This is a genomic window from Helicobacter magdeburgensis (assembly GCF_000765825.2).
GTDB lineage: Bacteria > Campylobacterota > Campylobacteria > Campylobacterales > Helicobacteraceae > Helicobacter_C > Helicobacter_C magdeburgensis.
Genome location: NZ_JRPE02000005.1, coordinates 34197 through 55071, shown reverse-complemented (window position 1 = coordinate 55071; position 20875 = coordinate 34197). Strand labels below are relative to the sequence as shown.

Here is a 20875-nt window from a genome sequence, read left to right as displayed (position 1 = left end):
CCCTTTAAAATTGTAGCAAGGTTGTATTATACCTTGCTTCCTTTAAAATAACGCAAAATTACACTCAAAGATTCTAATCCCTACTATTTTTTATATCTTTTGGATTTTTTTGTAGAGAGATTCTAGCTCATTAGGCGTGATTTTAATGCTTTGTGTCTTTGCCCACGCATAAATGGCTTTAAGCTCATCGGTATTATCTGTTTGAGTGGTGCTATTATGTGTAAAAAGTGGCGGCAGAATCCGCAGTGGCGATTTGCTTTGAATCTTTGCCCTTAGCACAACAAGGCTAGATTCTCTATCTTGTAAAGAATGCACAAAGCGGAGTGTATCTACATTAAACCCGCAGATTCTAAGTTCATAAAATAGCGTTTGCAACTCCCTTGCATCATAGCATAGGCATAAGCTCCCATTTGGCTTTATCACACGCTTGATATGTGTAAGTAGGGTAGGAAGGGGCAGAAAGCTTTGGTGTCGTGCCATATTTTTACGCATATTTGTGCCTTGTAACGCCCCCTTGGCATAAAAGGGCGGATTGCTGATGACAAAATCAAACTTTATATCAGTGTGAAAATCTAAGAAATCCACGCAATGCACTTGAGAATGTATTTTGGATTCAAACTGCCTTGTGTTTAAGCTCGCACATTGTGCCATTAGCATATCTTTTTCTACAAGGTGCAGATTCACATTTGGCAGATTTTGTGGTGAGGTTTTGTTGGCTTTATTGAGAATCTCCCTAGCACAGAGCATTCCTAGAATCCCACTTCCAGCTCCCACATCTAAGAGTGAGATTCTAGATTTTAGAAAAGCCCTAGCAAAGTGGCTCAAGATAAGGCTATCGGTGTTATAGCAGTAGCCATCGTGGAGTTGGTATATCTCTAGTGCAGCCATAGAGCTAGATCCTTACCTAGATTCATTGTGTGGTAAAGCTCAAAGTCCATTGCATTGCTTTTTTGTGTAAAATTTAAATCTACACAAAAAAACGCCTTATGCACTAAAAGCATATCAATATATTTTCTTAACGCACTAAGCAGATTTAGCCCCCCTTCAATCACAACAAAGCCTTTTAAACTCTCAATCTCTTCTGCATTGCGGAAAATGTGGAATCTTGGATTATTTTCACGCTTGGAAAATAAGCAGAGTTTGGGCTGTTTGTGCTTATCATAAGGGGGGAGGGCATATCTGGCATTAAGCGTTGGATTATCACTTCTAAGTGTGGCTCCGGATATGCAGAGATAATCACACACACTGCGTTGATTATGCGTAAAAATGCGTGATTTTTCGCACGAGATTTGCCCATTTACATAGCCCCCATCAAGTCGCATAGCGATTTTAAAAAGCACAAATCGCCCCTTTTCTCGCAGAATCTCAAAGGGCAAAAGCAGTTTTTGTGCTTCATCTTGAATCTGGCTTAGGCTTGTGTGCATCCCCGCTTCTTGTAAAGTCTGCATTCCACCAGAGGCAAGAGTGTGGGAATCTCTTGTGCCGATAATAACTTTAGCAAAGCCTAGCTCTTTTATGAGATTGGCACAAGGGGGCGTTTTGCCATAGTGATTGCAAGGCTCTAGGCTCACATATAAAGAGCAGTTTTTGAAAATGCCGTTGTGATTATGTAAAAGGAAGTTATGGAGTTCAAGGCTAGATTCTAGATTTAAAATCCTAGAATCTTGCGTGAGCGTGAAATAGGCTTGTTTGATAGCCATAACTTCAGCGTGGGGCGTGCCAGCTAGACTATGCACGCCACGGGATAAAATCTCGCCATTTTCACGCGTGATGACAGCCCCTACACTTGGATTTGGCAGGGCTAGAGTTTGGGCTTCCCACGCTATATCACAACAATGCTTGATAAGCAAATCATCACTAGAATTCAAAAATAACCTTTGCTTTTTTGATAGATGAAAAAGGAATCTTTACTTGCTCTTTCCCCACAAGTAGCGTGATATGCGTGTCATTGACATTCTCTAAGATTCCTTGCAAGATGCTTTTGTCTGTGAGCTTAAGGCTTATCTTCTCGCCGAGTGAAAAGGCGTAATGCTGGGGCTTTTTTAGGATTCTCTCTAACCCCGGTGAGCTAACTTCCAAATGATAGCTATCCATATTGATATGTTCTACATCAAGCAACGGAGAGAGTAGCTCACTTAGAATCTGGCAGTCCTGCAAGCTTACCGCATTACTATCTTTTGAGCTAAGATTCTGCATAGGGGCTTTTTTGGTAATGCTTATGCGTAAAATGTGGCGTTCATCTTCTTTTAAAAAATCAATGTCATAAATATAGAGTGAAAGAGAAGCGGCGAGCTGCTCTATCTTTTGAGCAGTTTGAGTTGAAAGCATATTATTCCTTTTAGTCTTTTTGTGAGCGTTTTTCACGCTCTAGTTGTGCGAAAATTGAATCTAGATTGTTAGCAGAATGTAGCGTATCATCAAACTTAAAAATCAAATTTGGGCTACGAAACCACTGCGTAGAGTTGAGAACATATTCTTTTAAGATTCCTTGAGCTTTTTTGAGTTGCTCTAAAATAGCTTTGCGTTCATCGTGTGGAATATCTGTGCCTTCAATATACACTTCCGCACTCTGCTTACCCTTAGAGCATTTTACGCCTGTGATTGTAAGAGTATTAATCTGCGTGTCTTGGAGCTGGGATAGGGCAAGACTTAGCACTTCTTGGAGCAAAGATTCTGTGCGTTGTTGTTTAATATTCATTGGGGACTTCCATTTCTCTTAAGTGGTAAAAATTTTGCCGATAGGCTGCAAAAGCTCCTTGCAAAATCGCTTCTCTTGCCTCACGCACAAGATTCAAATAATAGTGGAGATTATGCAATGAGGCAAGGCGATGATAGGTGATTTCTTGGGAGCGGAAGAGATGGCAGAGATAGGCTCTTGTGTAGTTTTGGCAAGTGTAGCAGGAGCATTTCTCATCAATAGGCGAAGTGTCATTAGCAAAACTCGCCCCTTTAATGTTAATCTTGCCAAAGTGCGTAAAAAGTGTGGCATTTCTAGCATTCCTTGTAGGCATTACACAATCAAACATATCCACTCCACGATAAATCGCCTCTATAATGTTTTCTGGTGTGCCAACCCCCATAAGATAACGCGGCTTAGATTCTGGCATAAAGGGTATGGTGTGGGATATGGTGCTATACATCTCTTCATTGCTTTCCCCAACAGCTAGTCCGCCGATAGCAAAGCCATCAAACTCGCCAAGATTTACAAGTGAAGTGGCTGATATTTCACGGAATTTTGGGCTAGTGCCACCTTGGATAATGGCAAAAAGATTATTTGTTTGGGCTTTGCCTTGAGATTTTTTCATCTCGTGGTATTCTAGGGAAGCTTTTGCCCACTCTGTCGTGCGTTTAATTGAATCTAAGATTCTTGTCTCACTTGCTGGAAGCCCTACTAAGTCATCAAGCACCATCATAATATCGCTATTTAGGGCGTATTGAATATCTAGCACAAAAGAGGGGGAAAAGAAATGTTTAGAACCATCAATATGGGATTTAAACTCTACGCCATTTTCATTAAGCTTGACATTTTTGTTTAAGCTAAAGGCTTGGAATCCACCGCTATCGCTTAAGTAGCTCCCATTAAAGTTAGCAAATGTATGAATCCCACCAAAAGATTTTAATCGCTCTATCCCCACACGCAAATACATATGATAGGTATTTGCAAGGATAATTTTAGCATTAAGATTTTGTGCTAAATCAAGGCTATCAAGGGCTTTGACACAGCCCTGTGTGCCAACAGGCATAAAAATGGGCGTTTGCACGATAGAGTGAGCAAGAGTGAGTGTGAGTGCTCTTGCCTTGCCATCTTTGGCTTCTATACTCACTTGCATTATTTTTTAGAATCTCGTGCGTGTTTTGCAGCAGTGTGAGCGGCTTTGATAAACGCTCCACGCACACCTAGCTCTTCTAAAATGGCTAAACCTCTAATGGTCGTCCCACCCGGGCTTGAAATGGCGTATTTCAACTCGCTGGGGCTTTTTGTAGCTAATTCTGTGGCAAAGCCTAGAAAAGTTTGCTTGACTAAATCTTGGCTTTGGGCGTGGGTTAGCCCTTCTAAGATTCCTGCATCTATAAGAGATTCGGCAATGAGTGCAAGGAAAGCAATGCTACTGCCACTTGTGGCAATGCTAGATTCTATGAGTGCTTCATTATCTACACTTACAGCTTTGCCAAAAGATTCTAAAAATGCAAGGATTTCTGCATTAATTTTTGAATCTGCTTGTTGTGTATAGGACTTGTGATAAAAGGCAGTGGCGGAGTTTTTACTAAAAGCGGCGATATTTGGCATAAGCCGCACGATATGGCAAGATTTCATCTGTTTGTCTAGAGCTTCAATGCTAACCCCGGCTAGCACGCTATACACGCATTGAGCCTTGCCTTGAAAAATAAAGCTATCTAGCCCCTTTGGCTTTGTGCAAAGCAGAATAACGCTATCTTGTATATCAAGCAAGGGCTTAGAATCTGCGTATTGTGGCGTATAGATTTGAGCTTCTATGCAACATTTGGCGATACAATCTTTAGCTTTTTGTAAATCTCTGCCGGTAAGAAGGACATTAAAATGTGAGACGATGAAGTCATTATGTGTAAGAATGGCTTTTGCCATATTGCCATAGCCTATAACAAGAAGTGTTTTTTTCATCTGTAACCTTTATGTATTTTGTGGCTTTTGTGTATGATTGCTTGTTTTGGAATATAGAATCTAAATTTAGCTCTTTCTTACAGGAGCAGCGTTTTCGCCTTTTTGAGCTTCCTCTTTATTATAATACTGCCCGATAGATTCACTTAAGCTATACATTGGATATTGTGTGCTATCAAGGACAACTTGTGCCATTGTGAGATTATCAAAGTTAAAAATAAGGGGTGCTAGAAAGTTTATGGTGGAGTTTTCAATAGGCTTTTGAATCACCATAATATTGGCAACAGCGATATTTTTGGCATTATTTAAATCAAGCAGAATCTTAATGTTTGAAGGCACATCAAATTCGTATTCTCGTAGCAAAAAAGGATTGACAAGTGTAAAGTGAGGCACTTCATATTCGGCATTATAGAGCTTCATAAACAGCTCATCAATTTTTTCAAGTTTCATCTTTGTTACATTTTCAAACCCTAGAATCGGCGATTTGACTTCAAAAATCATCATTTTCTCCAAGAAATTTAGGCTATATCCACGATAGAAGCACGGATTATAACACAAAATTATGTAGTTTTTATACTAAATAGTGGAATCTAAAGTGTATAATACATTTTTATTTTCAAAATTTAAAGGTTTTTAATGAGAATCTACGCGTTTATGTGTCTTTTGCTTGCAAATTTGATATTTTTTGGCTGTGCAAAAAAAGAAGTGGAGTATAACAAGCCCGCGTCATATTGGTATGAATCCATCATCAAAGAGATTAATTTTGGCAACTTAGAGGGAGCAGATGGCTACTTCTCATCTTTGCAAAGTGAGCATATTAATTCCCCTCTTGTGCCAGAAGCTATGCTGATTTTAGGAGAGGCTCATATGGAAAAAGATGAATATCTTTTAGCTGCATTTTATTTTGATGAATATCTTAAACGCTACACTTCGTTGGCAAATCAAGACTATGTGCGGTATTTGAAGATTCTAACAAATTTCTATGGCTTTAAAAATTACAGCAAGGATCAAGAGTTTGTCGCCCAAAGCATAAAAGAAGCACAAAACTTTTTGCAAAGCTATCCAAATAGTCGCTATGCACCTTATGTGGAATATGTATATATTAAGTTTCAATTAGGGCAGATTGAGCTATATAAGGCAATTGCCAATGTGTATGATAAGCAAGATAAAGATGAAGCAAAAGATGAGTATCTCTCACGCATTGATGAAGAGTTGCTTACAAGATTCAAGCCAAAGCCATCGCACGTGCCTTGGTATGTAAGACTTTTTAATTGGTAATAATATATTAGGAGAGAGAATGACAAATATAGAAAATGATTTTCCCATAGTAATGCCCCTTGTAATAGAAGATGAGCTTTTTATTTATCCTTTTATGATTGCTCCACTTTTTATTAGTGATGAGAGTAATATTAAAGCAGCTGACAAAGCCATAAAGGGCAATAGCCTTATTTTTATCAGCTCAACACGAAGCGATGATAATCAAGCCTTTTATGATGTGGGTGTGATAGGCTCTATTATGCGTAAGGTAGCATTGCCTGATGGGCGTGTGAAGCTGCTTTTTAAAGGCTTGTATCGTGGCAAGATTCTAAAAGTGATAAAATCAAGCAAAGAGCCGCTAAGCGTTGAGGTAGATAGGATTTACTATAAGGAATATGATGAGATAAAAATGAACGCACTCTTAGAAGTTTTGCGTGAAAAGGTGCGACATTTAGCAAATCTTGATGGGCATTTTCCGCCAGATTTACTCAAAAGTATTGAAGAAAACTCCGAGCCAAACCGCATTGTAGATCTCATCGCTTCAGCTATGCGACTTTCCAAAAATCAAGCCTATACGCTCTTTGCTAAAGATGATGTGGAAGAGCGGATTTTGGGGCTTATTGATTATATTATTGAGGAAACACAGGCTCAAAAACTTCAAAAAGAGATAAAAAACAAAGTCCATAACAAAATGGAGCAAGTCAATAAGGAATATTTCCTTAAAGAGCAGTTAAAGCAGATTCAAAAAGAGCTAGGCACGGATAATACGCGTGATGAGGAGATAGAGCAGTATTTGCAAAAGCTTAATGCCCTAAAGCCTTTTATGGGTGAAAATGCCTATAAAGAGGTGCATAAGCAGATTAAGCGGCTCTCTCGTATGCACCAAGATAGTGGCGATGCGAATATTTTGCAAAACTATGTTGAATGGGTGCTTGAGATTCCTTTTGGCGTCTATGCTAAGCAAAAGCTTTCTATTCAAAAAGTAGCCAGACAACTAGATATGGATCATTACTCCCTTGAAGAGCCAAAGGAACGCATTGTTGAGTATTTTGCGGTAAAAGAGCTGATTGCCAAAAGAGAATCTACTCAAGCCAAAGAGACAAAAAAAAGTGAAAAAAAAGACAATAAAAAAGAAGAGAAAAGTGAGAAAGGCACGATTTTATGCTTTTATGGACCGCCGGGTGTGGGGAAAACAAGCCTTGCAAACTCCATTGCCAAAGCGATTAAAAGAAAGCTTGTGCGTATCGCTCTTGGAGGATTAGAAGATGTCAATGAGCTAAGGGGACATCGGCGAACATATATCGGGGCAATGCCCGGACGCATTATACAAGGGCTTATTGAAGCAAAAGAGATGAATCCACTCATCGTGCTTGATGAGATTGATAAAGTCGGCAGAAGCTATCGTGGCGATCCTACAAGCGTTTTGCTTGAGATTCTAGACCCGGAGCAAAATCACGCTTTTAGGGATTATTACACAAATTTTGATGTGGATTTATCCCAAGCCATTTTTATCGCCACGGCTAATGATATATCCACAATTCCCGCCCCCCTGCGTGATAGAATGGAGTTTATTGCTATTTCTTCTTACACGCCACAAGAAAAGTATGAGATTGCAAAAAAATACCTTATCCCTCAAGAGCTTAAAAAACACGGCTTAAGTCAAAATGAGTTCAATATTTCAGCCATAGCCTTAAAGCAGGTGATTGAAAAATATACGCGTGAAGCCGGGGTGAGAAGTCTGCGTCATAAAATCGCACAAATTATGCGAAAAAGTGCGATTTTAATCCTTAAGGGGAGCGAATCTGTAAGCATTACGCCAAAAAACTTAAATGAATTCCTTGATAAAATTGTGTTTGAAATCTCCCCAGCGGATAAGCAACATAGCGTTGGTGTGGTGAATGGACTTGCTTGGACGAGTGTGGGCGGTGATGTGCTAAAGATTGAAGCTATTAAGATTAAGGGCAAGGGGGCATTGACACTTACAGGTAGCCTTGGCGAAGTGATGAAAGAATCTGCCCATATTGCGCATTCTGTGGTGAAAGTCCTGCTTGATAATAAGGTTTTAAAGCAAAAAAGCACTGCAAAGAAAACTAGCTCAAAAACGCCCATTTATCAAAGCTATGATATACATTTACACGTGCCAGAGGGTGCTACGCCAAAAGATGGTCCAAGTGCGGGTATTGCTATGGCGTGTGTGATTGCCTCCATTTTGACAGATTCTAAAATCAATGCAAGTGTGGCGATGACAGGGGAGCTGACATTACAAGGCAAGGTTTTAGCCATTGGCGGTTTGAAAGAAAAGCTTATTGCCGCACATAAGGCTGGAATCCAAAGGGCTATCATTCCGCAAAAAAACTATGAACGCGATTTAAAAGACATTCCCAAAGAGGTGCAGCAAAAGCTAGAGATTATCGGCGTTAGCGATATACAAGAAGTGCTAAAACTCGCATTGCTGCCTTAACAGATTTGCTCTAAAGGATTCCGCGGGAATGAAAGATACACAATTTTTACTAGGGCTTGTGGGCTGGGTGCTTTTTGGCTTAGGGGTGGTGCTGTTTCCTTTAAGTCTATTTTTTATTATGCGATCTTCCCATCGTCCGCCATTTTTTGCCCTGCTTGTGATTAATGGTATTGTAGGCTTTAGCCTTTCACTCTATTTTGATTCCCAATATATCGCCCAGCACATTCTTTAAAATCTCTAGATTCATATCTAAATGACACTTTTGTGCTGCAAGGTGGGCGTTGTGTTTGAGTTTATCAATATCATCTTTTGTATGTTTTGTTAGGGCTGAAACAATATCGCTGGATTCAAAGCCATTAGTGATAATCCCGCATTTATGCGTGTTAAGAAAATGGCTCATATCCTGCAAGGGTGTGCTAAGGATAGCAAGTCTAGCTTGGAGATATTCAAAAAGTTTATTTGGCATACAATGGGCGAGATTAAAGGTTGTTGGCTTAAAGGGGATAAGTCCTATGTCGTATTCAAGGCTTGTTGGGATAATCTCCTTCATCGCCACAGGTTGCAGAATCTGCAGAGATGTGATACTTTTGGCTTGTTGGGTAAAAGATTCTAAAAAACCTTTTTGATTGCTTAGAGCCATTATGTGAAGGCTAAAGGGCGTTTGCTCTAAAAGTCTAGCTAAGTCTAAAAGCTCCATACTGCTTCTATCGGGGCTTATAAAGCCGTGATAGAGAATCTTTATCCTTTCTTGTGTGGGGCGGGGTGAAATATCATAAAAAGGCGGCAAGGATAAAAAAGTTTTACAAGGGATATAAAAATCTTTTTTATACCGCTCACATAGCCCATCGCTCACGCTAAAGGCAAAATCCACACAGCTTAAGTAAGTCTCACATAAAAAGCTAAAAAATCGCCCAAGCCCTTGAAGCCATTGCGTATCATTCTCATACTCAAGCGGGTAAAATTCACGCAAATCAATGAGAATCTTGCACTGCGGATTATGGTCTTTATACTCGCACGCAAAGGGCAGAAGTGTAATGTCTTCTACAATAAGCAGATTCTGTAAGGGCAGGGAGCTAAGAATCTTAGTGATAGGTTTGCGGTTTGGTGTGAAAATAAGGGGCATAAAATCCCCTTTTTTACAAAGCCTTAAGATTCTGTCATTTTCCTGCTTTGTGCGTTGTTTGCTTGATTTATCAGGGGGGAAGCTAAAAAGTGTGACTTGTGTAGAATCCACAATAGCAAGGCTTTGGCAGTCTTTTGAAATGACATTTAGGCACAATGTGTGGTGTGAAGTTTTCTGTATTTTGCCTAAGAGTTCTAAAAGCCGACTTGAGCGGGGCTTGGTATTGATATTATGATCGCAAAGCAGAGTGATATTAAGATTCAAGTCTTATTCCTTAAAGTAAAATGGAATCTTACAAGCCTTTTTTATTCCATTCCTTCATAAACTCATTTTAAAATAAATGTGGGCTGTGGTAAATGGCAAATAAGGTAAATGGTAAGTGGATTTGTATAAAGAAAACTTGACTTTTTCATTTTGTTGTGCTACTTTTTCTTTTTTTTGATATTTACATAAAGGATTCTATAATGAAAATTGCTCACTCAATCACTGACATTATCGGCAATACGCCTATTTTGAATCTCAAGGGGTTTGCCCCAAATCTTTATGGCAAATGCGAGTTTTTAAACCCTAGCCATTCAATCAAGGATCGCCCAGCGTATGCGATGATAGATGAGGCAATGAAGCAGGGTAAAGTCAATAAGGGGACGATGATTGTAGAATGCACAAGTGGGAATATGGGGATTTCTCTAGCGATGATTTGTGCAAGTCTTGGGCTTAAAATTACTATCACTATGCCTGAATCTATGAGTGTGGAGCGGCGAAAAATGATAAGCTTTTTTGGGGCAAATCTCGTGCTAACTCCAGCAAGTGAAGGTATGAAAGGGGCATTAGATAAGGCTCAAGAGATTTTAGATTCTACACCTAATGCCTTTATGCCAAGTCAGTTTGATAATCTTGCTAATAAGCAAATGCACAAACGCACCACGGCTTTGGAGATTTATGAGAGTTTTGAAGGGGAGTTGGACTATTTTGTTGCAGGCTTTGGCACAGGTGGGACTATAAGTGGTGTAGGAGAGGTGCTAAAAGAGAAGATTCCACATATTCAAATTATTGGCGTTGAGCCTTCGGCTTCACCGCTATTAAGTCAAGGACAAGCCGGTCCGCATAAGATTCAGGGCATTGGGGCGAATTTTATCCCTAGCATTCTTAATCGTGATGTTATAGATTCTATTGTATGTGTGGAAAATGAAGTGGCGATACAAACGGCTCAAGAGCTAGGCAGAGTTGGCATTATGGTTGGAATCTCAAGTGGGGCAAATGTGGCTATGGCTAGAAAAATTGCCTTAGAAAATCCAAACAAAAAAGTGCTAACAATGCTCAATGACACAGCCGAGCGGTATCTCTCAACGGATTTATTTAATACGCTTTAGGGTTTGTGTAGTAGAGATGAGCTAGGCTTTACTCATCGAGTATTACGCGATAGAAAAATGGAATAGTGTATTGTGTGTCTTCTTGCAAGTTGTGTGTTTGGCATTGTGCTTTTATACAGGCTTTAGCTTTGTGAAGCACTCTTGTGATGTGTGGGGCAAACTCGCTTTTGGGCTTATCAAATGCGAGAGATTGAATCTCGCAAGTATTAGCCTTGAGTATAAAGCTAACTTCCAAGCTTTCTTCTTTGCCAAGTTGCAGGAGTTCTTTAGGATAGGTATTGTGCTTATCTATACATTGTTTTACAGCTTTGTGAAAAGGGGCTAGGCTTGAGTGCGTCTCTATGGTGGCTTTGTGTGAATCTTTTGCTAAGTCTTTAAAGCCTATCAGCAGATACACCAATACAAAGAGCCAAAGCAATGTGCCAATAATGCCATAAAGCAGTGCAAATTTTTTCATCATAGAGCCTTTTGTTTGGGTGTAGTGGATTCTAGCATAAATCTTTTGTCATGGAGAATTAACTTATAAACTTAGATTGTATAGTGTGGGAATCTAGCATCACATTTTCTAAACTTCTTTGCGAGAAAAGAAATCGCCCATCACACACAAATCCAAGCTCCCGCCAATCTATGTCATTTAGTTTATCGCATATTTTTTGCAGTCAGTATTGTAGAACTGCTAAGTTTTCTCACACACCACTATCCATTCTTCATTCATCGTATTAGATAGGATTCCAGCTTTATTTGTGGGGGAGTTTTTAAGTGGCATAGCTTTATTTGAAATCTTGCGTTTTATAGTAATTAAATGCTTAAAGCCGTTCTTACAAAAAACTTCAGCAATGAACCGATCGGTTGGGAGTTGCATCTTTTTAACCTGACGATTACCCACTACAAAAAAGACTTTAGCACCGATATTTAAGGCGTTTATTAAATTCACAATACTTTGTTCCACATCCACATAAAAACTTGAAACTTCTAAAGCTCTTTTGCGATCAATTTTAGCAATTTCTTGTATATACTCCTGCATTACTCCCTTATTATAAAGTTCTTTTGATTTTTTACCGCCTAAAAGCTGTGAGTCAAGTTTCCTTGCATTTTGAAAGCCCATATATTCATTGATAAAAGTGCTAAATTGTCCATAAGCTACTGTTGTCTATCACCATAGGGCGGACTGGTAAGAATAGTGTCAAACTTTTCAGTGGTATTTGTAAAACTTGAGTTTGTAATATTATGCGTAATATTTTTTATTTTATGTTGATAAAAAGATAAATAATCATCAATAAGAGAATCTAACTTTTCTTTAAAGATTTTATGCGTATTTGGCTTGTAATTTTTATAATCTTTCATTCTAAAAAGTTTAAATTCATTATTTCTTGTATAGCTTACTTCTCTTAAGGTTTCACTAAATGCAAGTAAAAATAAGTTTTTTATGTTTTGTTCTTTAATGTTGTTTAAATGATAAAAAATAAGGGCTAAATCCACCTGTGCTTGTTTCTCTATCCAAAAATCAATATTTGTAAGATCAGCTTTCTTAACTTCCATAATTTTTACCATATTTTCAAGCAACTTAGCCTTTTCTCTTAAGAGACTCTCTCTTTCTGTATAGTTAAGTTTAGCTTTTGATATAAGGATTGCTAAAGGATTTAAATCAAAGCCCACAAATCGCTTTATACCATACTCTAAGCCACTTATAAAACTACTGCCACTTCCACAATATGGGTCTAAAAGAGCTGTTTTCTTTGCCTTAAACTCTTTTAATAATTCATAGCCAATTTTGTGGGAGCATAGTCGCTGGATATTTGTGTAAATTAGGATACATTGACGCATAGCTTTGCCCTAAAAAATCATATTTTGGATTGTATATAGCTTTAATGGATTCTTGTATTGCTAGGGTCATAATTGTTCCCTTATATAATCAAGCAGATAACTTAAAGGCCCCTGTTTGTATATTTTTCCCTATAAAAGCACAATCAAAAAATTTAAACATACCTCTATGTTGTGGATTATTGATTTCATTATAAAAATTAACAGTGGCAAAACATACTAAAGGTTGAATAGGTGGGTTATAGACGATGTTGTATTTTTCCTTAATGCTAGATTCTGTATTGGCAATTTCCATTAGAAGTTTCCATTTGTATGTTTGACCAGCTCTTTCTCTTAGAGAAGTTTTAAGAGATAAGATAAGACAACTGACTAAATTTTGTTTAGAATCTAGCCTATAAATTACTAAATCTACATCTGGTTTTTGTGTTTCTTCGCCAACCTTTATATAAAATAGTTCTTGAAAATGTGGGATTTGTGATATTTTATTGGTGATAAAAATATCTTTATCAATATTTTTGCTTTCTTTATTTTTTAAAAATACCCAAATAATAAGGTTTGAAAAAGCACTTCCTGCTATGCTCTTTCTTGCTTGACTTATATCTTTAATCTCATTTCTATCAACTCGTTCTTTCAGCAATTTTTCAACTGCATCTTTAGAATTTAGCAAATATCCATAGAGATTGTTAAAAACTTCCTGTAAATTAAGCTTATTATTTTTCAAATCTTTTATTATAGATTCAAGCATAGGCTGCATATAGTATTTGTTTTCTATCTCTTGCAATGTTTTTATTTCAATTTTATTTAGCATTTTTATTCCTTTGTTACTTTAAGCTTTTGCTATCCATTTCTCGTATTTTACCCTTTTACAGCTCCGTTTTTAAAACCGCGCCATTTGCGGCGTTGCTTACAAGTAGTGAGTAGCGTTTAAGCCATTTGCTTGTTATCTCTTTTTTGATTGGCTTCCATTTTGCCTTTCTAGATTCTAGAATCTTAGAATCTACTCTCAATTCCAAGCTCCCACGCGAGACAGAAATCTCTATTTCATCACCATCTTCAATGAGTGCGATAAGCCCCCCTTCAGCAGCTTCTGGGCTTATATGCCCAATACAAGCCCCCCTTGTCGCCCCGCTAAATCGCCCATCGGTTATGAGTGCCACACTCTCGCCTAAGCCCATTCCCATAATAAGACTTGTAGGGCTTAACATCTCTTGCATTCCCGGTCCCCCCTTTGGCCCTTCATAGCGGATAACGACCACGCTTCCAGCCTTTATCTTGCCCCCTGCAATGCCCTTAATCGCTTCATCTTGTGAGTTAAAGCAAATTGCCTTGCCGCTAAATTCTTTCATAGATTCTGCTACTGCTGCGACTTTTAGCACCGCACCTTGTTCGCAGAGATTACCAAAAAGGATTTTTAATCCGCCAACTTGTGAGTAGGCATTGTCATTGTGGCGGATAATTTCAGGGTCTGTAATGTTTGCGTTTGCTATGCGTTGCCCTAGCGTTTCGCCTGTAATTGTAAGAGCGTCTAGGTGTAAAATCGATTTTTCTCTTTTAGAAACTTCATTTATCACCGCTGAAACCCCACCGGCTTTGTTTATATCTTCCATATGGATTGTGCTAAGAGCTGGGGCGATTTTAGCGATATGTGCGACATTTGCGGCAATATTATTGATAGATTCTAGGTTAAAATCCACTTCCGCTTCCTTAGCAATGGCTAACATATGTAAAATCGTATTCGTGCTGCCCCCCATTGCCATATCCACGACAAAGGCGTTATGCACGGCTTTTGCATTCAAAATATTGCGGAATCTAAACTTTTCACTTAGGCTAGAATCTAGGGCAATCTCTACAATGCGTCTAGCCCCCTTTCGTAGCAACTCTTCTCGCTCTGGCGTTAAAGCCGGGATTGTGCCATTGCCAGGCAACGCCACGCCCATAGCTTCACAAAGTGTATTCATAGAGTTTGCCGTAAACATTCCGCTACAACTCCCCCCACTAGGACAGGCTTGGCACTCTATCTCGTGCAGTCTTTTTTCATCAATCTTACCGCTTTCATACGCACCTACCGCTTCAAACGCGGAGTTTAGATCCAAAATTGTGCCATCACTCAAACGCCCTGCTTTCATAGGACCGCCACTCACAAAGATTGTAGGCACATTCACACGCAACGCCCCCATAAGCATTCCGGGCACGATTTTATCGCAGTTTGGTAGGCAAATCATCGCATCTAACGCGTGGGCGTTCATCACAGATTCTATGCAATCAGCAATCAGCTCTCGACTTGGCAGAGAGTAGAGCATACCGCTATGCCCCATAGCAATACCATCATCTACGCCAATGGTGTTAAACTCAAAAGGCACGCCCCCTGCCTTGCGTATCTCATCTTTGACAATCTTAGCGTATTTGTTTAGGAAAAAATGCCCCGGAATAATGTCAATATAGCTATTTGCCACGCCGATAAAGGGTTTGCTAAAATCTTCATCTTTTAGCCCTGTTGCCCTTAGCAAACTTCTGTGTGGGGCGCGATTATGTCCCTTTTTTACAATATCACTTCGCATAGAATCTCCTTGTAATAATCTCCTCGGTATTGTAGCATTAAAGCGTGATTGTGAAGTGTATGTAAGAAAATTTTGTGTTGATTCTATAAATTTAGCTACAATGCAAAGCTGCAAACAGATTCTAAAGGGAGGTTGTAATGTATAAGATACTAGTAAAATGTTTGGTGATAGTTGTGTTATGTAGTGGAGTTAGCACAGCTGATATAGTGGAGCCACGCAATTTTATTAGCAGAGATGCTGATAGTTTTTCTAAACGCAGTGAGTGGGAGGGCGTATGGGGAGAGGTGAGCCTGTGCGATCCACTTAATAAAATCGGCTGGTGCTATAAGCAAAGTGCGTTACAAATCTATGACTGCTACCAAATAAATGAATATAATTATGAAGATAAAAGTGCGATATGCACGCTTGGTTTAGCAATGCGTCAAATTCTTGACCCCGCTAATCCTACCGAAGATCTCATTTGTGATAGTGGGGCGTTCCCGGGTGAAGTGGAGATTCTCATAAATGGCAATAAGGCAGAGCCTAAGAGAGAGTATTTTGATCTTGTGTGTGGCCATACAGAAGGAGCAGAGCGGATCAAGTGTGAGAAAAATATGAGATTTACTCTTAGCAAAGATTCTAAAGGGATTTATTTTCACTCTAGCAAAGGGTTAGATTCTAGCACTTGTGAGACACCAAGTGATGAGAGTAGGGCAGGCACTCTCAGTGGAATCTATCCGCGATTTAGAGGGAGCTTTGATTGTGAGAAGCAGGGTTTGAGTAAGATTGAAAAAGGCATTTGCAATAGCTTTTATACTCTGCGTGATGATGTGAGCTTAAATGCGATGTTTGAATATGCGATGGATTTTGCGTGGAGCAATGAGCAAAAATCTAGGCTTAAAAAAGAGCAACTACAATGGCTAAAAGAGCGTAATATGAAATGCGTTAAGGCAAAAGATGGCGATGAGCTTTTAACCTGTTTGTATCAAGCGATAAATCATCGCATAAAAGAATTGCACGAAACAATAGATAAATCACAGCAAGTAACGCTAGAGCTAGTAAGCCAGATAGGTGCGGTAAAAATCTATGAAAATCCAAGCCTAAAATCCCCTGTGCTTTATACAAAGATTCTAAATAGTGAGGGGGAAAATGCAAGAAGGGACTATGGGGCGATACTACTTGCACCAAAATCTATTAATGGTTTTACAAAGATTATGTTAATGGAGTTTTCACAGGATACAAATCCTAATGGTAATGCCATTGTAGGCTATGTGCAAAATGCTAATGTGAAAAGGGATAGGGAGCAAGAGAGTGCGTTGAGAGAAAAAGTAAAAGAGATAAAGTTTGGGCTATTTGATTTTGTGGATTTTATATATTATTTGAAGTGGCTTCTATGACTGATTTAAATCTTTATACATATACCCCCTATATGTATATTTACAAATATATGGAATAATGCCTTATTTCAAATCAGCTCAAAATGCTGTGATATATGGAGGGTGAAATGAAGCCAAAGCACCACGATATACAATCTCAAGAGACTTTGCAAACCCCATATAAAGATTATACGCTTTCAATCTCTGGGCTTGATTGTCCAAGCTGTGCTTCACGCATAGAAGACTCTCTAAACGCCCTGCCACAAGTGAGTAAGGCAAATGTTGATTTTAACACCAACACACTCTATCTTTCAACAAGTGATTTAAGCCTTGCTAAATCCACAATTTACGCCATTGAGCCACAAGCTAGGCTTACTTCGCCCCAAGATTCTACATTTGTAGATTCCACGCAAACGCCACAATCACAAAAGGGCTTTGTATTTTTAGAATCTGTGTTTATATTCACACTTATAGGGATTTTTGGCTTATGTATGGGGGCGTTGCACTTGACAACTTTTGGGGAGCAGAATGCCCCCTATATCTATGGGATTTTGGCTTTTTTGTATCTCATCGCTGGAAAGCCTATTTTTTTAAATACGCTCAATAATCTTAAAAACAAAGTCATTTTTGATGAAAATTTTCTTATGCTTTTTGCCACAATTGCGGCATTTTGCTTGGGCGAGATAAGCGAGGCGGTGGCGGTTATGTTGTTCTTTCGCTTAGGAGAATTTTTAGAATCTAGAGCCGTGCAGAAGTCTAAAGATTCTATAAAAGCTCTTTTACAAGTTATCCCCACAATCGCACATAAAAAAGCTGCAAATACAGAAAATGGCGAGATTTTAACCGATTTGCACCCAAGTGAATTGAAGGTGGGGGATTGTATAGTGGTGAGAGTGGGAGAGAAGATTCCAACTGATGGTGTGGTGTTGCAGGGGAAAAGCTACCTTGATATGCGTTCAATTAATGGCGAGAGTGTGCCAATCAGCGTGGAATCTGGGCAGAATGTCATTGCCGGGGCGATAAATACAAGCGCGGTTTTAGAAGTGCGTGTGGAAAGGGTATTTGAAGATTCTCACATTGCTAAGATTGCTAAACTCACACAAGAAGCAAGTGCCAATAAGGCAAAAACGCAAAAAGCCATTACAAGCTTTGCTAGAATCTACACGCCTATTATCTTTGTTTTAGCCTTGCTGATTGCTTTTGTGCCGCCACTTGTGCTTGGGGGCGATTCTACCTTATGGCACGAGTGGATCTATCGTGCGTTGGTGGTGCTGATGATAAGCTGTCCGTGTGCGTTAGTCATCGCCGTGCCTTTGGGGTATTTTGCCTCTATTGGTTATGCAAGTAAGCTAGGTGTGCTTTTTAAAGGTTCAATCCATTTAGAATCTTTATCGCAAGTGAAAAACATTATCTTTGATAAGACGGGGACTTTGACTTTGGGGAATTTTGAAGTGTTAGAAGTTGTGCCAAGTGGGGAGTATGATAAGGATTTTCTTATCTCTTTGGCTGTGTGTGCGGAAAGTCAATCCACTCACCCCATCGCTCAAAGTATTGCAAAACTTGCTCCATCACAAAACAATGCGTGGCGGATAAAATCTTATGAGGAGCTAAGCGGGAGGGGTGTGGTTGTGCGATGTGAAAAGGGGGAGATTCTAGCTGGGAATGAAAGGCTAATGAAAGAAAAGGGTATTCAATTTACTCCGCAGGATATTGAGCTTACAATGGTGTATGTGGCGTATAATGGCGTGTATGCAGGGTGTGTAAGCGTTGGCGATAGGCTTAAAAATGATAGTGTGGAATCTATACAAGCCCTTAGGCGATGTGGTGTGGAGCATTTTGCGATTTTAAGTGGAGATAATCAAACGCAGGTGGATAGAGTGGCAAAGGAGCTTGGCATTACCCACGCGTATGGGAATCTTTTGCCACAGGAAAAAGCACAAAAGCTTGTGGAGCTTATGGGACGTTGGAGTGGCAAAACTGCCTTTGTTGGCGATGGGATAAATGACTCTATCGTGCTAAGGCGGAGTGATGTGGGTGTGAGTATCAACACGGGCGAGGGTGGGAATGATATAAGTAAAGAGAGTGCGGATATTATTTTGCAGCAAAATTCCTTACAGAGCTTGGTGAATGCTTTGAAAATCGCTCAACACACACGCAAAATCACTTGGCAGAATATCAGCTTTGCCCTTGTGAGTAAGCTTTTTTTGATTGTGCTAGGGGTTGTGGGTGTGGCGAATATGTGGCTAGCTGTCTTTGGTGATGTGGGCGTGGCACTTCTAGCTTTGCTGAATGCTAAACGCCCTACGCGGTAAAAAGACTGCTTCATAAATGTGCGTTGGATAGAAAAGTTACTTGATATATAGGAAAATAAATAAAGCTTTTAAAATAAGATTGCATTGTGTTAAAATGGAAGCAAAATAACTTAGGGGTTTCAAATGAAAAATGTATGTGTTGTTCTTATGTTGATAGGTGTTTTAACAGGCTGTGCAAATCTCAAAAGACACGCTGCAAGTGCCACAGGCTGCAATCCCAAAGATATTGTCATCTCACAAAGAAGCTTTTTTGATGTAGCTGAGACTTATGTAGCAACTTGTAATGGAGAGCAGTATTATTGCACAACAGGGCTATATCAACAAACCCAATGCACCAAATCCAAGCAGGTTGAATAAAGTTATTGCAGTTTCTAGCTAAAGCTTGGGCGTGATGATAGAGTGGCTTTCTCCAACAAGACACGCAAAAAACTCAACTATACAGAATTCAATAGAATCTCAAGTGTCAGACACCTAAGATTCTATATTCTAGCAACTATAAGTCGTTAAAAACTCAAATGGGTGGGGGCGGGCTTCCCAAGGCCAGATTTCTGTCTCAAACTTATAAGCCTTATAAGTTTGGATAAACTCTTCGCTAAACACTCCGCCCTCTTTCAAATATGCCCTATCTACAAGCATTTCTTCAATAGCGTGGCGGAGTGTATGCGGCAACTGCTTAATGCCCTTTTCTCTAATTTCATCTAATGTTAGCTCAAAAAGATTTATCTCCATTGGCTCACCGGGTTCAATGGCGTTTTTAATCCCATCAATCCCAGCCATAAGCAAGCTTGCAAAGGCAAGATAAGGATTGCTTGAGCTATCGGGGAATCTAAACTCCATTCTTTTGGCTTTCTCGCCGCTGTTGTAAGGGATTCTAATACTTGCAGAGCGATTTTGTGCAGAATAAGTCAAAATGCTAGGGGCTTCAAAGCCCGGAATTAGGCGTTTGTAGGAGTTTGTGCTAGGATTTGTGAAAGCCGCTAATGCCCTTGCGTGCTTTAACACACCACCTAGAAAATGCAATGCCATTTGGCTTAAGCCCTGATAAGAATCTCCAGCAAAGAGATTCTTATTATCTTTCCAAATGCTGATATGCACGTGCATTCCGCTGCCATTATCGCCATACAAAGGTTTTGGCATAAAGGTTGCAGTTTTGCCATTTAAATGTGCTACCATTTTGACAACATATTTAAGCTTTTGGACATTATCAGCCGCTTCTAGCATATCGCCAAATTTTACGCCAATCTCCCCTTGCCCTTGTGCCACTTCGTGATGCACCACAAAGGTTTCTAACCCCACTTGATTTAGCACCTTTACCATTTCTGCACGCAAATCTACCATCGTATCCACCGGAGCCACAGGGAAGTAGCCACCCTTAGTCCCGGGGCGATGTCCCATATTCACGCCACCTTCAAACTCTCTAGCACGATTCCACTCACCCTCTTCAGAATCTATCTCATAGTATTGGCAATTCACCGCATCTTTTATCTTTATAGAATCAAAGACGAAAAACTCATTCTCCGGTCCATAATACGCCACATCGCCAATTCCACTCTCTTGTAAAAACTTCATCGCCCTTTTTACAATGCTTCTAGGGCATTTTTCATACGGCTCATTTTTATAAATATCCCAAATATCGCAAAACACCACCACCGTTGTATCCGCAGTAAAAGGATCAATAAAATATCGCACCGGATCGGGTATAAGAATCATATCCGATTTATCCACACTCTGCCACGCCGGGATTGAGCTACCATCAAAAGGCACACCTTCAAAGCTTCCTTCATCAATCGCACTTCGTGAAAAGCTTACGTGATGCCACACGCCCTTAATGTCGCTGAATCTAAAGTCTATAAACTCCACTTCATTTTCATCGCAGAATCTAAAAAACTCCGCCACTTTAGCCTTATCTACGCTTACTCTACTCATTTTTGCTCCCTTTATCAAAATGTGCGGATTATAGCACAAGTAAGTAAAATGACTTT

21 protein-coding genes and 1 pseudogene are annotated in these 20875 nt (G+C 39.5%); 7 read left to right on the top strand and 15 right to left on the bottom strand.

Going from position 1 to position 20875, the window contains the following annotated elements:
- Positions 1-90 precede the first annotated feature (90 nt).
- The 7 genes from LS74_RS04545 to fliW all read right to left on the bottom strand — a co-directional run bounded on the left by LS74_RS04545 (position 91) and on the right by fliW (position 5137).
- Positions 91-888 (bottom strand): tRNA1(Val) (adenine(37)-N6)-methyltransferase, encoded by a 798-nt coding sequence (locus LS74_RS04545; RefSeq protein ID WP_034586707.1) that lies wholly within the window; start codon positions 886-888, stop codon positions 91-93.
- Positions 876-1868 carry a bifunctional diaminohydroxyphosphoribosylaminopyrimidine deaminase/5-amino-6-(5-phosphoribosylamino)uracil reductase RibD gene (gene ribD / locus LS74_RS04540; protein ID WP_034586703.1) on the bottom strand — a complete coding sequence of 331 codons (993 nt, stop codon included), beginning with the start codon at positions 1866-1868 and terminating at the stop codon, positions 876-878. The genes LS74_RS04545 and ribD overlap by 13 nt, the downstream gene beginning before the upstream one ends.
- On the bottom strand, positions 1858-2328 hold the full coding sequence (locus LS74_RS04535) for a ribosome maturation factor RimP (protein ID WP_034586700.1): 471 nt from the start codon (positions 2326-2328) through the stop codon (positions 1858-1860). Before LS74_RS04535 ends, ribD begins: the two co-directional genes overlap by 11 nt.
- A gap of 10 nt (positions 2329-2338) precedes the next feature.
- Positions 2339-2698: a 30S ribosome-binding factor RbfA gene (rbfA, locus tag LS74_RS04530; protein ID WP_034586697.1), complete on the bottom strand. Its 360-nt coding sequence runs from the start codon at positions 2696-2698 to the stop codon at positions 2339-2341.
- Positions 2688-3830: a tRNA guanosine(34) transglycosylase Tgt gene (gene tgt / locus LS74_RS04525; protein WP_115722070.1), complete on the bottom strand. Its 1143-nt coding sequence runs from the start codon at positions 3828-3830 to the stop codon at positions 2688-2690. The genes rbfA and tgt overlap by 11 nt, the downstream gene beginning before the upstream one ends.
- Positions 3830-4639, bottom strand: coding sequence for a pyrroline-5-carboxylate reductase (locus LS74_RS04520; protein ID WP_034586236.1), 810 nt, complete (start codon positions 4637-4639; stop codon positions 3830-3832). The genes tgt and LS74_RS04520 overlap by 1 nt, the downstream gene beginning before the upstream one ends.
- Positions 4640-4705: 66 nt before the next feature.
- Positions 4706-5137: a flagellar assembly protein FliW gene (fliW, locus tag LS74_RS04515; protein WP_034586233.1), complete on the bottom strand. Its 432-nt coding sequence runs from the start codon at positions 5135-5137 to the stop codon at positions 4706-4708.
- Positions 5138-5272: 135 nt separating this feature from the next.
- Between fliW and LS74_RS04510 the strand changes: the two genes are divergently transcribed.
- From LS74_RS04510 to LS74_RS04500, 3 genes are read left to right on the top strand one after another with little or no spacing between them, the layout of a single operon-like run.
- Positions 5273-5914, top strand: a complete 642-nt coding sequence (locus LS74_RS04510; RefSeq protein ID WP_201274705.1) for an outer membrane protein assembly factor BamD — start codon at positions 5273-5275, stop codon at positions 5912-5914.
- Positions 5915-5933: 19 nt separating this feature from the next.
- Positions 5934-8354: an endopeptidase La gene (gene lon, locus LS74_RS04505; protein WP_034586230.1), complete on the top strand. Its 2421-nt coding sequence runs from the start codon at positions 5934-5936 to the stop codon at positions 8352-8354.
- A gap of 28 nt (positions 8355-8382) precedes the next feature.
- Positions 8383-8586 carry a hypothetical protein gene (locus LS74_RS04500; protein WP_034586227.1) on the top strand — a complete coding sequence of 68 codons (204 nt, stop codon included), beginning with the start codon at positions 8383-8385 and terminating at the stop codon, positions 8584-8586.
- On the opposite strand, the gene LS74_RS04495 is transcribed toward LS74_RS04500, so the two are convergent.
- Positions 8542-9741, bottom strand: a complete 1200-nt coding sequence (locus LS74_RS04495; RefSeq protein WP_034586223.1) for a glycosyltransferase family protein — start codon at positions 9739-9741, stop codon at positions 8542-8544. The genes LS74_RS04500 and LS74_RS04495 overlap by 45 nt on opposite strands.
- 200 nt (positions 9742-9941) lie before the next feature.
- On the opposite strand from LS74_RS04495, the gene cysK reads away from it, so the two are divergent.
- A complete protein-coding gene (gene cysK / locus LS74_RS04490) occupies positions 9942-10847 on the top strand; it encodes a cysteine synthase A (protein WP_034586220.1) in 906 nt (301 codons plus the stop codon).
- Between the two features lie 28 nt (positions 10848-10875).
- Here the strand turns inward: cysK and LS74_RS04485 are convergent, their stop codons facing one another.
- The 6 genes and pseudogenes from LS74_RS04485 to ilvD form a co-directional block, all read right to left on the bottom strand.
- Complete coding sequence (locus tag LS74_RS04485; protein ID WP_034586218.1) at positions 10876-11304, bottom strand: hypothetical protein; 429 nt, start codon at positions 11302-11304, stop codon at positions 10876-10878.
- Positions 11305-11362: 58 nt separating this feature from the next.
- Positions 11363-11506: pseudogene (locus LS74_RS04480) on the bottom strand (class I SAM-dependent methyltransferase); the annotation flags it as partial.
- Between the two features lie 17 nt (positions 11507-11523).
- Entirely contained in the window at positions 11524-11952 is a 429-nt protein-coding gene (locus LS74_RS11260; protein WP_236096802.1) for a hypothetical protein, read from the bottom strand.
- Positions 11953-11987: 35 nt separating this feature from the next.
- The gene (locus LS74_RS11255; protein WP_236096801.1) at positions 11988-12671 is read right to left on the bottom strand and encodes a TRM11 family methyltransferase; all 684 of its coding nucleotides are present in this window, start codon (positions 12669-12671) and stop codon (positions 11988-11990) included.
- An 88-nt stretch (positions 12672-12759) separates the two neighbouring features.
- Positions 12760-13476, bottom strand: coding sequence for a BsaWI family type II restriction enzyme (locus tag LS74_RS04470; protein ID WP_236096800.1), 717 nt, complete (start codon positions 13474-13476; stop codon positions 12760-12762).
- A gap of 55 nt (positions 13477-13531) precedes the next feature.
- Positions 13532-15226, bottom strand: a complete 1695-nt coding sequence (gene ilvD / locus LS74_RS04465; protein WP_034586215.1) for a dihydroxy-acid dehydratase — start codon at positions 15224-15226, stop codon at positions 13532-13534.
- Between the two features lie 137 nt (positions 15227-15363).
- On the opposite strand from ilvD, the gene LS74_RS04460 reads away from it, so the two are divergent.
- The 3 genes from LS74_RS04460 (at position 15364) to LS74_RS04450 (ending at position 19250) form a co-directional block, all read left to right on the top strand.
- Positions 15364-16602 (top strand): lysozyme inhibitor LprI family protein, encoded by a 1239-nt coding sequence (locus LS74_RS04460; RefSeq protein ID WP_236096799.1) that lies wholly within the window; start codon positions 15364-15366, stop codon positions 16600-16602.
- 107 nt (positions 16603-16709) lie between these two features.
- Positions 16710-18893, top strand: coding sequence for a heavy metal translocating P-type ATPase (locus LS74_RS04455; RefSeq protein ID WP_138128850.1), 2184 nt, complete (start codon positions 16710-16712; stop codon positions 18891-18893).
- 123 nt (positions 18894-19016) lie between these two features.
- Positions 19017-19250: a hypothetical protein gene (locus LS74_RS04450; protein ID WP_034586212.1), complete on the top strand. Its 234-nt coding sequence runs from the start codon at positions 19017-19019 to the stop codon at positions 19248-19250.
- A gap of 129 nt (positions 19251-19379) precedes the next feature.
- Here the strand turns inward: LS74_RS04450 and glnA are convergent, their stop codons facing one another.
- On the bottom strand, positions 19380-20819 hold the full coding sequence (gene glnA / locus LS74_RS04445; protein WP_138128848.1) for a type I glutamate--ammonia ligase: 1440 nt from the start codon (positions 20817-20819) through the stop codon (positions 19380-19382).
- Between the last annotated feature and the right edge of the window lie 56 nt (positions 20820-20875).

Excerpts from the sequence above, each read along its gene's own strand:
- LS74_RS04545 (WP_034586707.1), bottom strand. The coding sequence starts at position 888 with ATGGCTGCACTAGAGATATACCAACTCCACGATGGCTACTGCTATAAC.
- LS74_RS04535 (WP_034586700.1), bottom strand. The coding sequence starts at position 2,328 with ATGCTTTCAACTCAAACTGCTCAAAAGATAGAGCAGCTCGCCGCTTCT.
- rbfA (WP_034586697.1), bottom strand. The coding sequence starts at position 2,698 with ATGAATATTAAACAACAACGCACAGAATCTTTGCTCCAAGAAGTGCTA.
- tgt (WP_115722070.1), bottom strand. The coding sequence starts at position 3,830 with ATGCAAGTGAGTATAGAAGCCAAAGATGGCAAGGCAAGAGCACTCACA.
- LS74_RS04520 (WP_034586236.1), bottom strand. The coding sequence starts at position 4,639 with ATGAAAAAAACACTTCTTGTTATAGGCTATGGCAATATGGCAAAAGCC.
- fliW (WP_034586233.1), bottom strand. The coding sequence starts at position 5,137 with ATGATTTTTGAAGTCAAATCGCCGATTCTAGGGTTTGAAAATGTAACA.
- LS74_RS04510 (WP_201274705.1), top strand. The coding sequence starts at position 5,273 with ATGAGAATCTACGCGTTTATGTGTCTTTTGCTTGCAAATTTGATATTT.
- lon (WP_034586230.1), top strand. The coding sequence starts at position 5,934 with ATGACAAATATAGAAAATGATTTTCCCATAGTAATGCCCCTTGTAATA.
- LS74_RS04500 (WP_034586227.1), top strand. The coding sequence starts at position 8,383 with ATGAAAGATACACAATTTTTACTAGGGCTTGTGGGCTGGGTGCTTTTT.
- cysK (WP_034586220.1), top strand. The coding sequence starts at position 9,942 with ATGAAAATTGCTCACTCAATCACTGACATTATCGGCAATACGCCTATT.
- LS74_RS04485 (WP_034586218.1), bottom strand. The coding sequence starts at position 11,304 with ATGAAAAAATTTGCACTGCTTTATGGCATTATTGGCACATTGCTTTGG.
- LS74_RS11260 (WP_236096802.1), bottom strand. The coding sequence starts at position 11,952 with ATGGGCTTTCAAAATGCAAGGAAACTTGACTCACAGCTTTTAGGCGGT.
- LS74_RS11255 (WP_236096801.1), bottom strand. The coding sequence starts at position 12,671 with ATGCGTCAATGTATCCTAATTTACACAAATATCCAGCGACTATGCTCC.
- LS74_RS04470 (WP_236096800.1), bottom strand. The coding sequence starts at position 13,476 with ATGCTAAATAAAATTGAAATAAAAACATTGCAAGAGATAGAAAACAAA.
- ilvD (WP_034586215.1), bottom strand. The coding sequence starts at position 15,226 with ATGCGAAGTGATATTGTAAAAAAGGGACATAATCGCGCCCCACACAGA.
- LS74_RS04460 (WP_236096799.1), top strand. The coding sequence starts at position 15,364 with ATGTATAAGATACTAGTAAAATGTTTGGTGATAGTTGTGTTATGTAGT.
- LS74_RS04455 (WP_138128850.1), top strand. The coding sequence starts at position 16,710 with ATGAAGCCAAAGCACCACGATATACAATCTCAAGAGACTTTGCAAACC.
- LS74_RS04450 (WP_034586212.1), top strand. The coding sequence starts at position 19,017 with ATGAAAAATGTATGTGTTGTTCTTATGTTGATAGGTGTTTTAACAGGC.
- glnA (WP_138128848.1), bottom strand. The coding sequence starts at position 20,819 with ATGAGTAGAGTAAGCGTAGATAAGGCTAAAGTGGCGGAGTTTTTTAGA.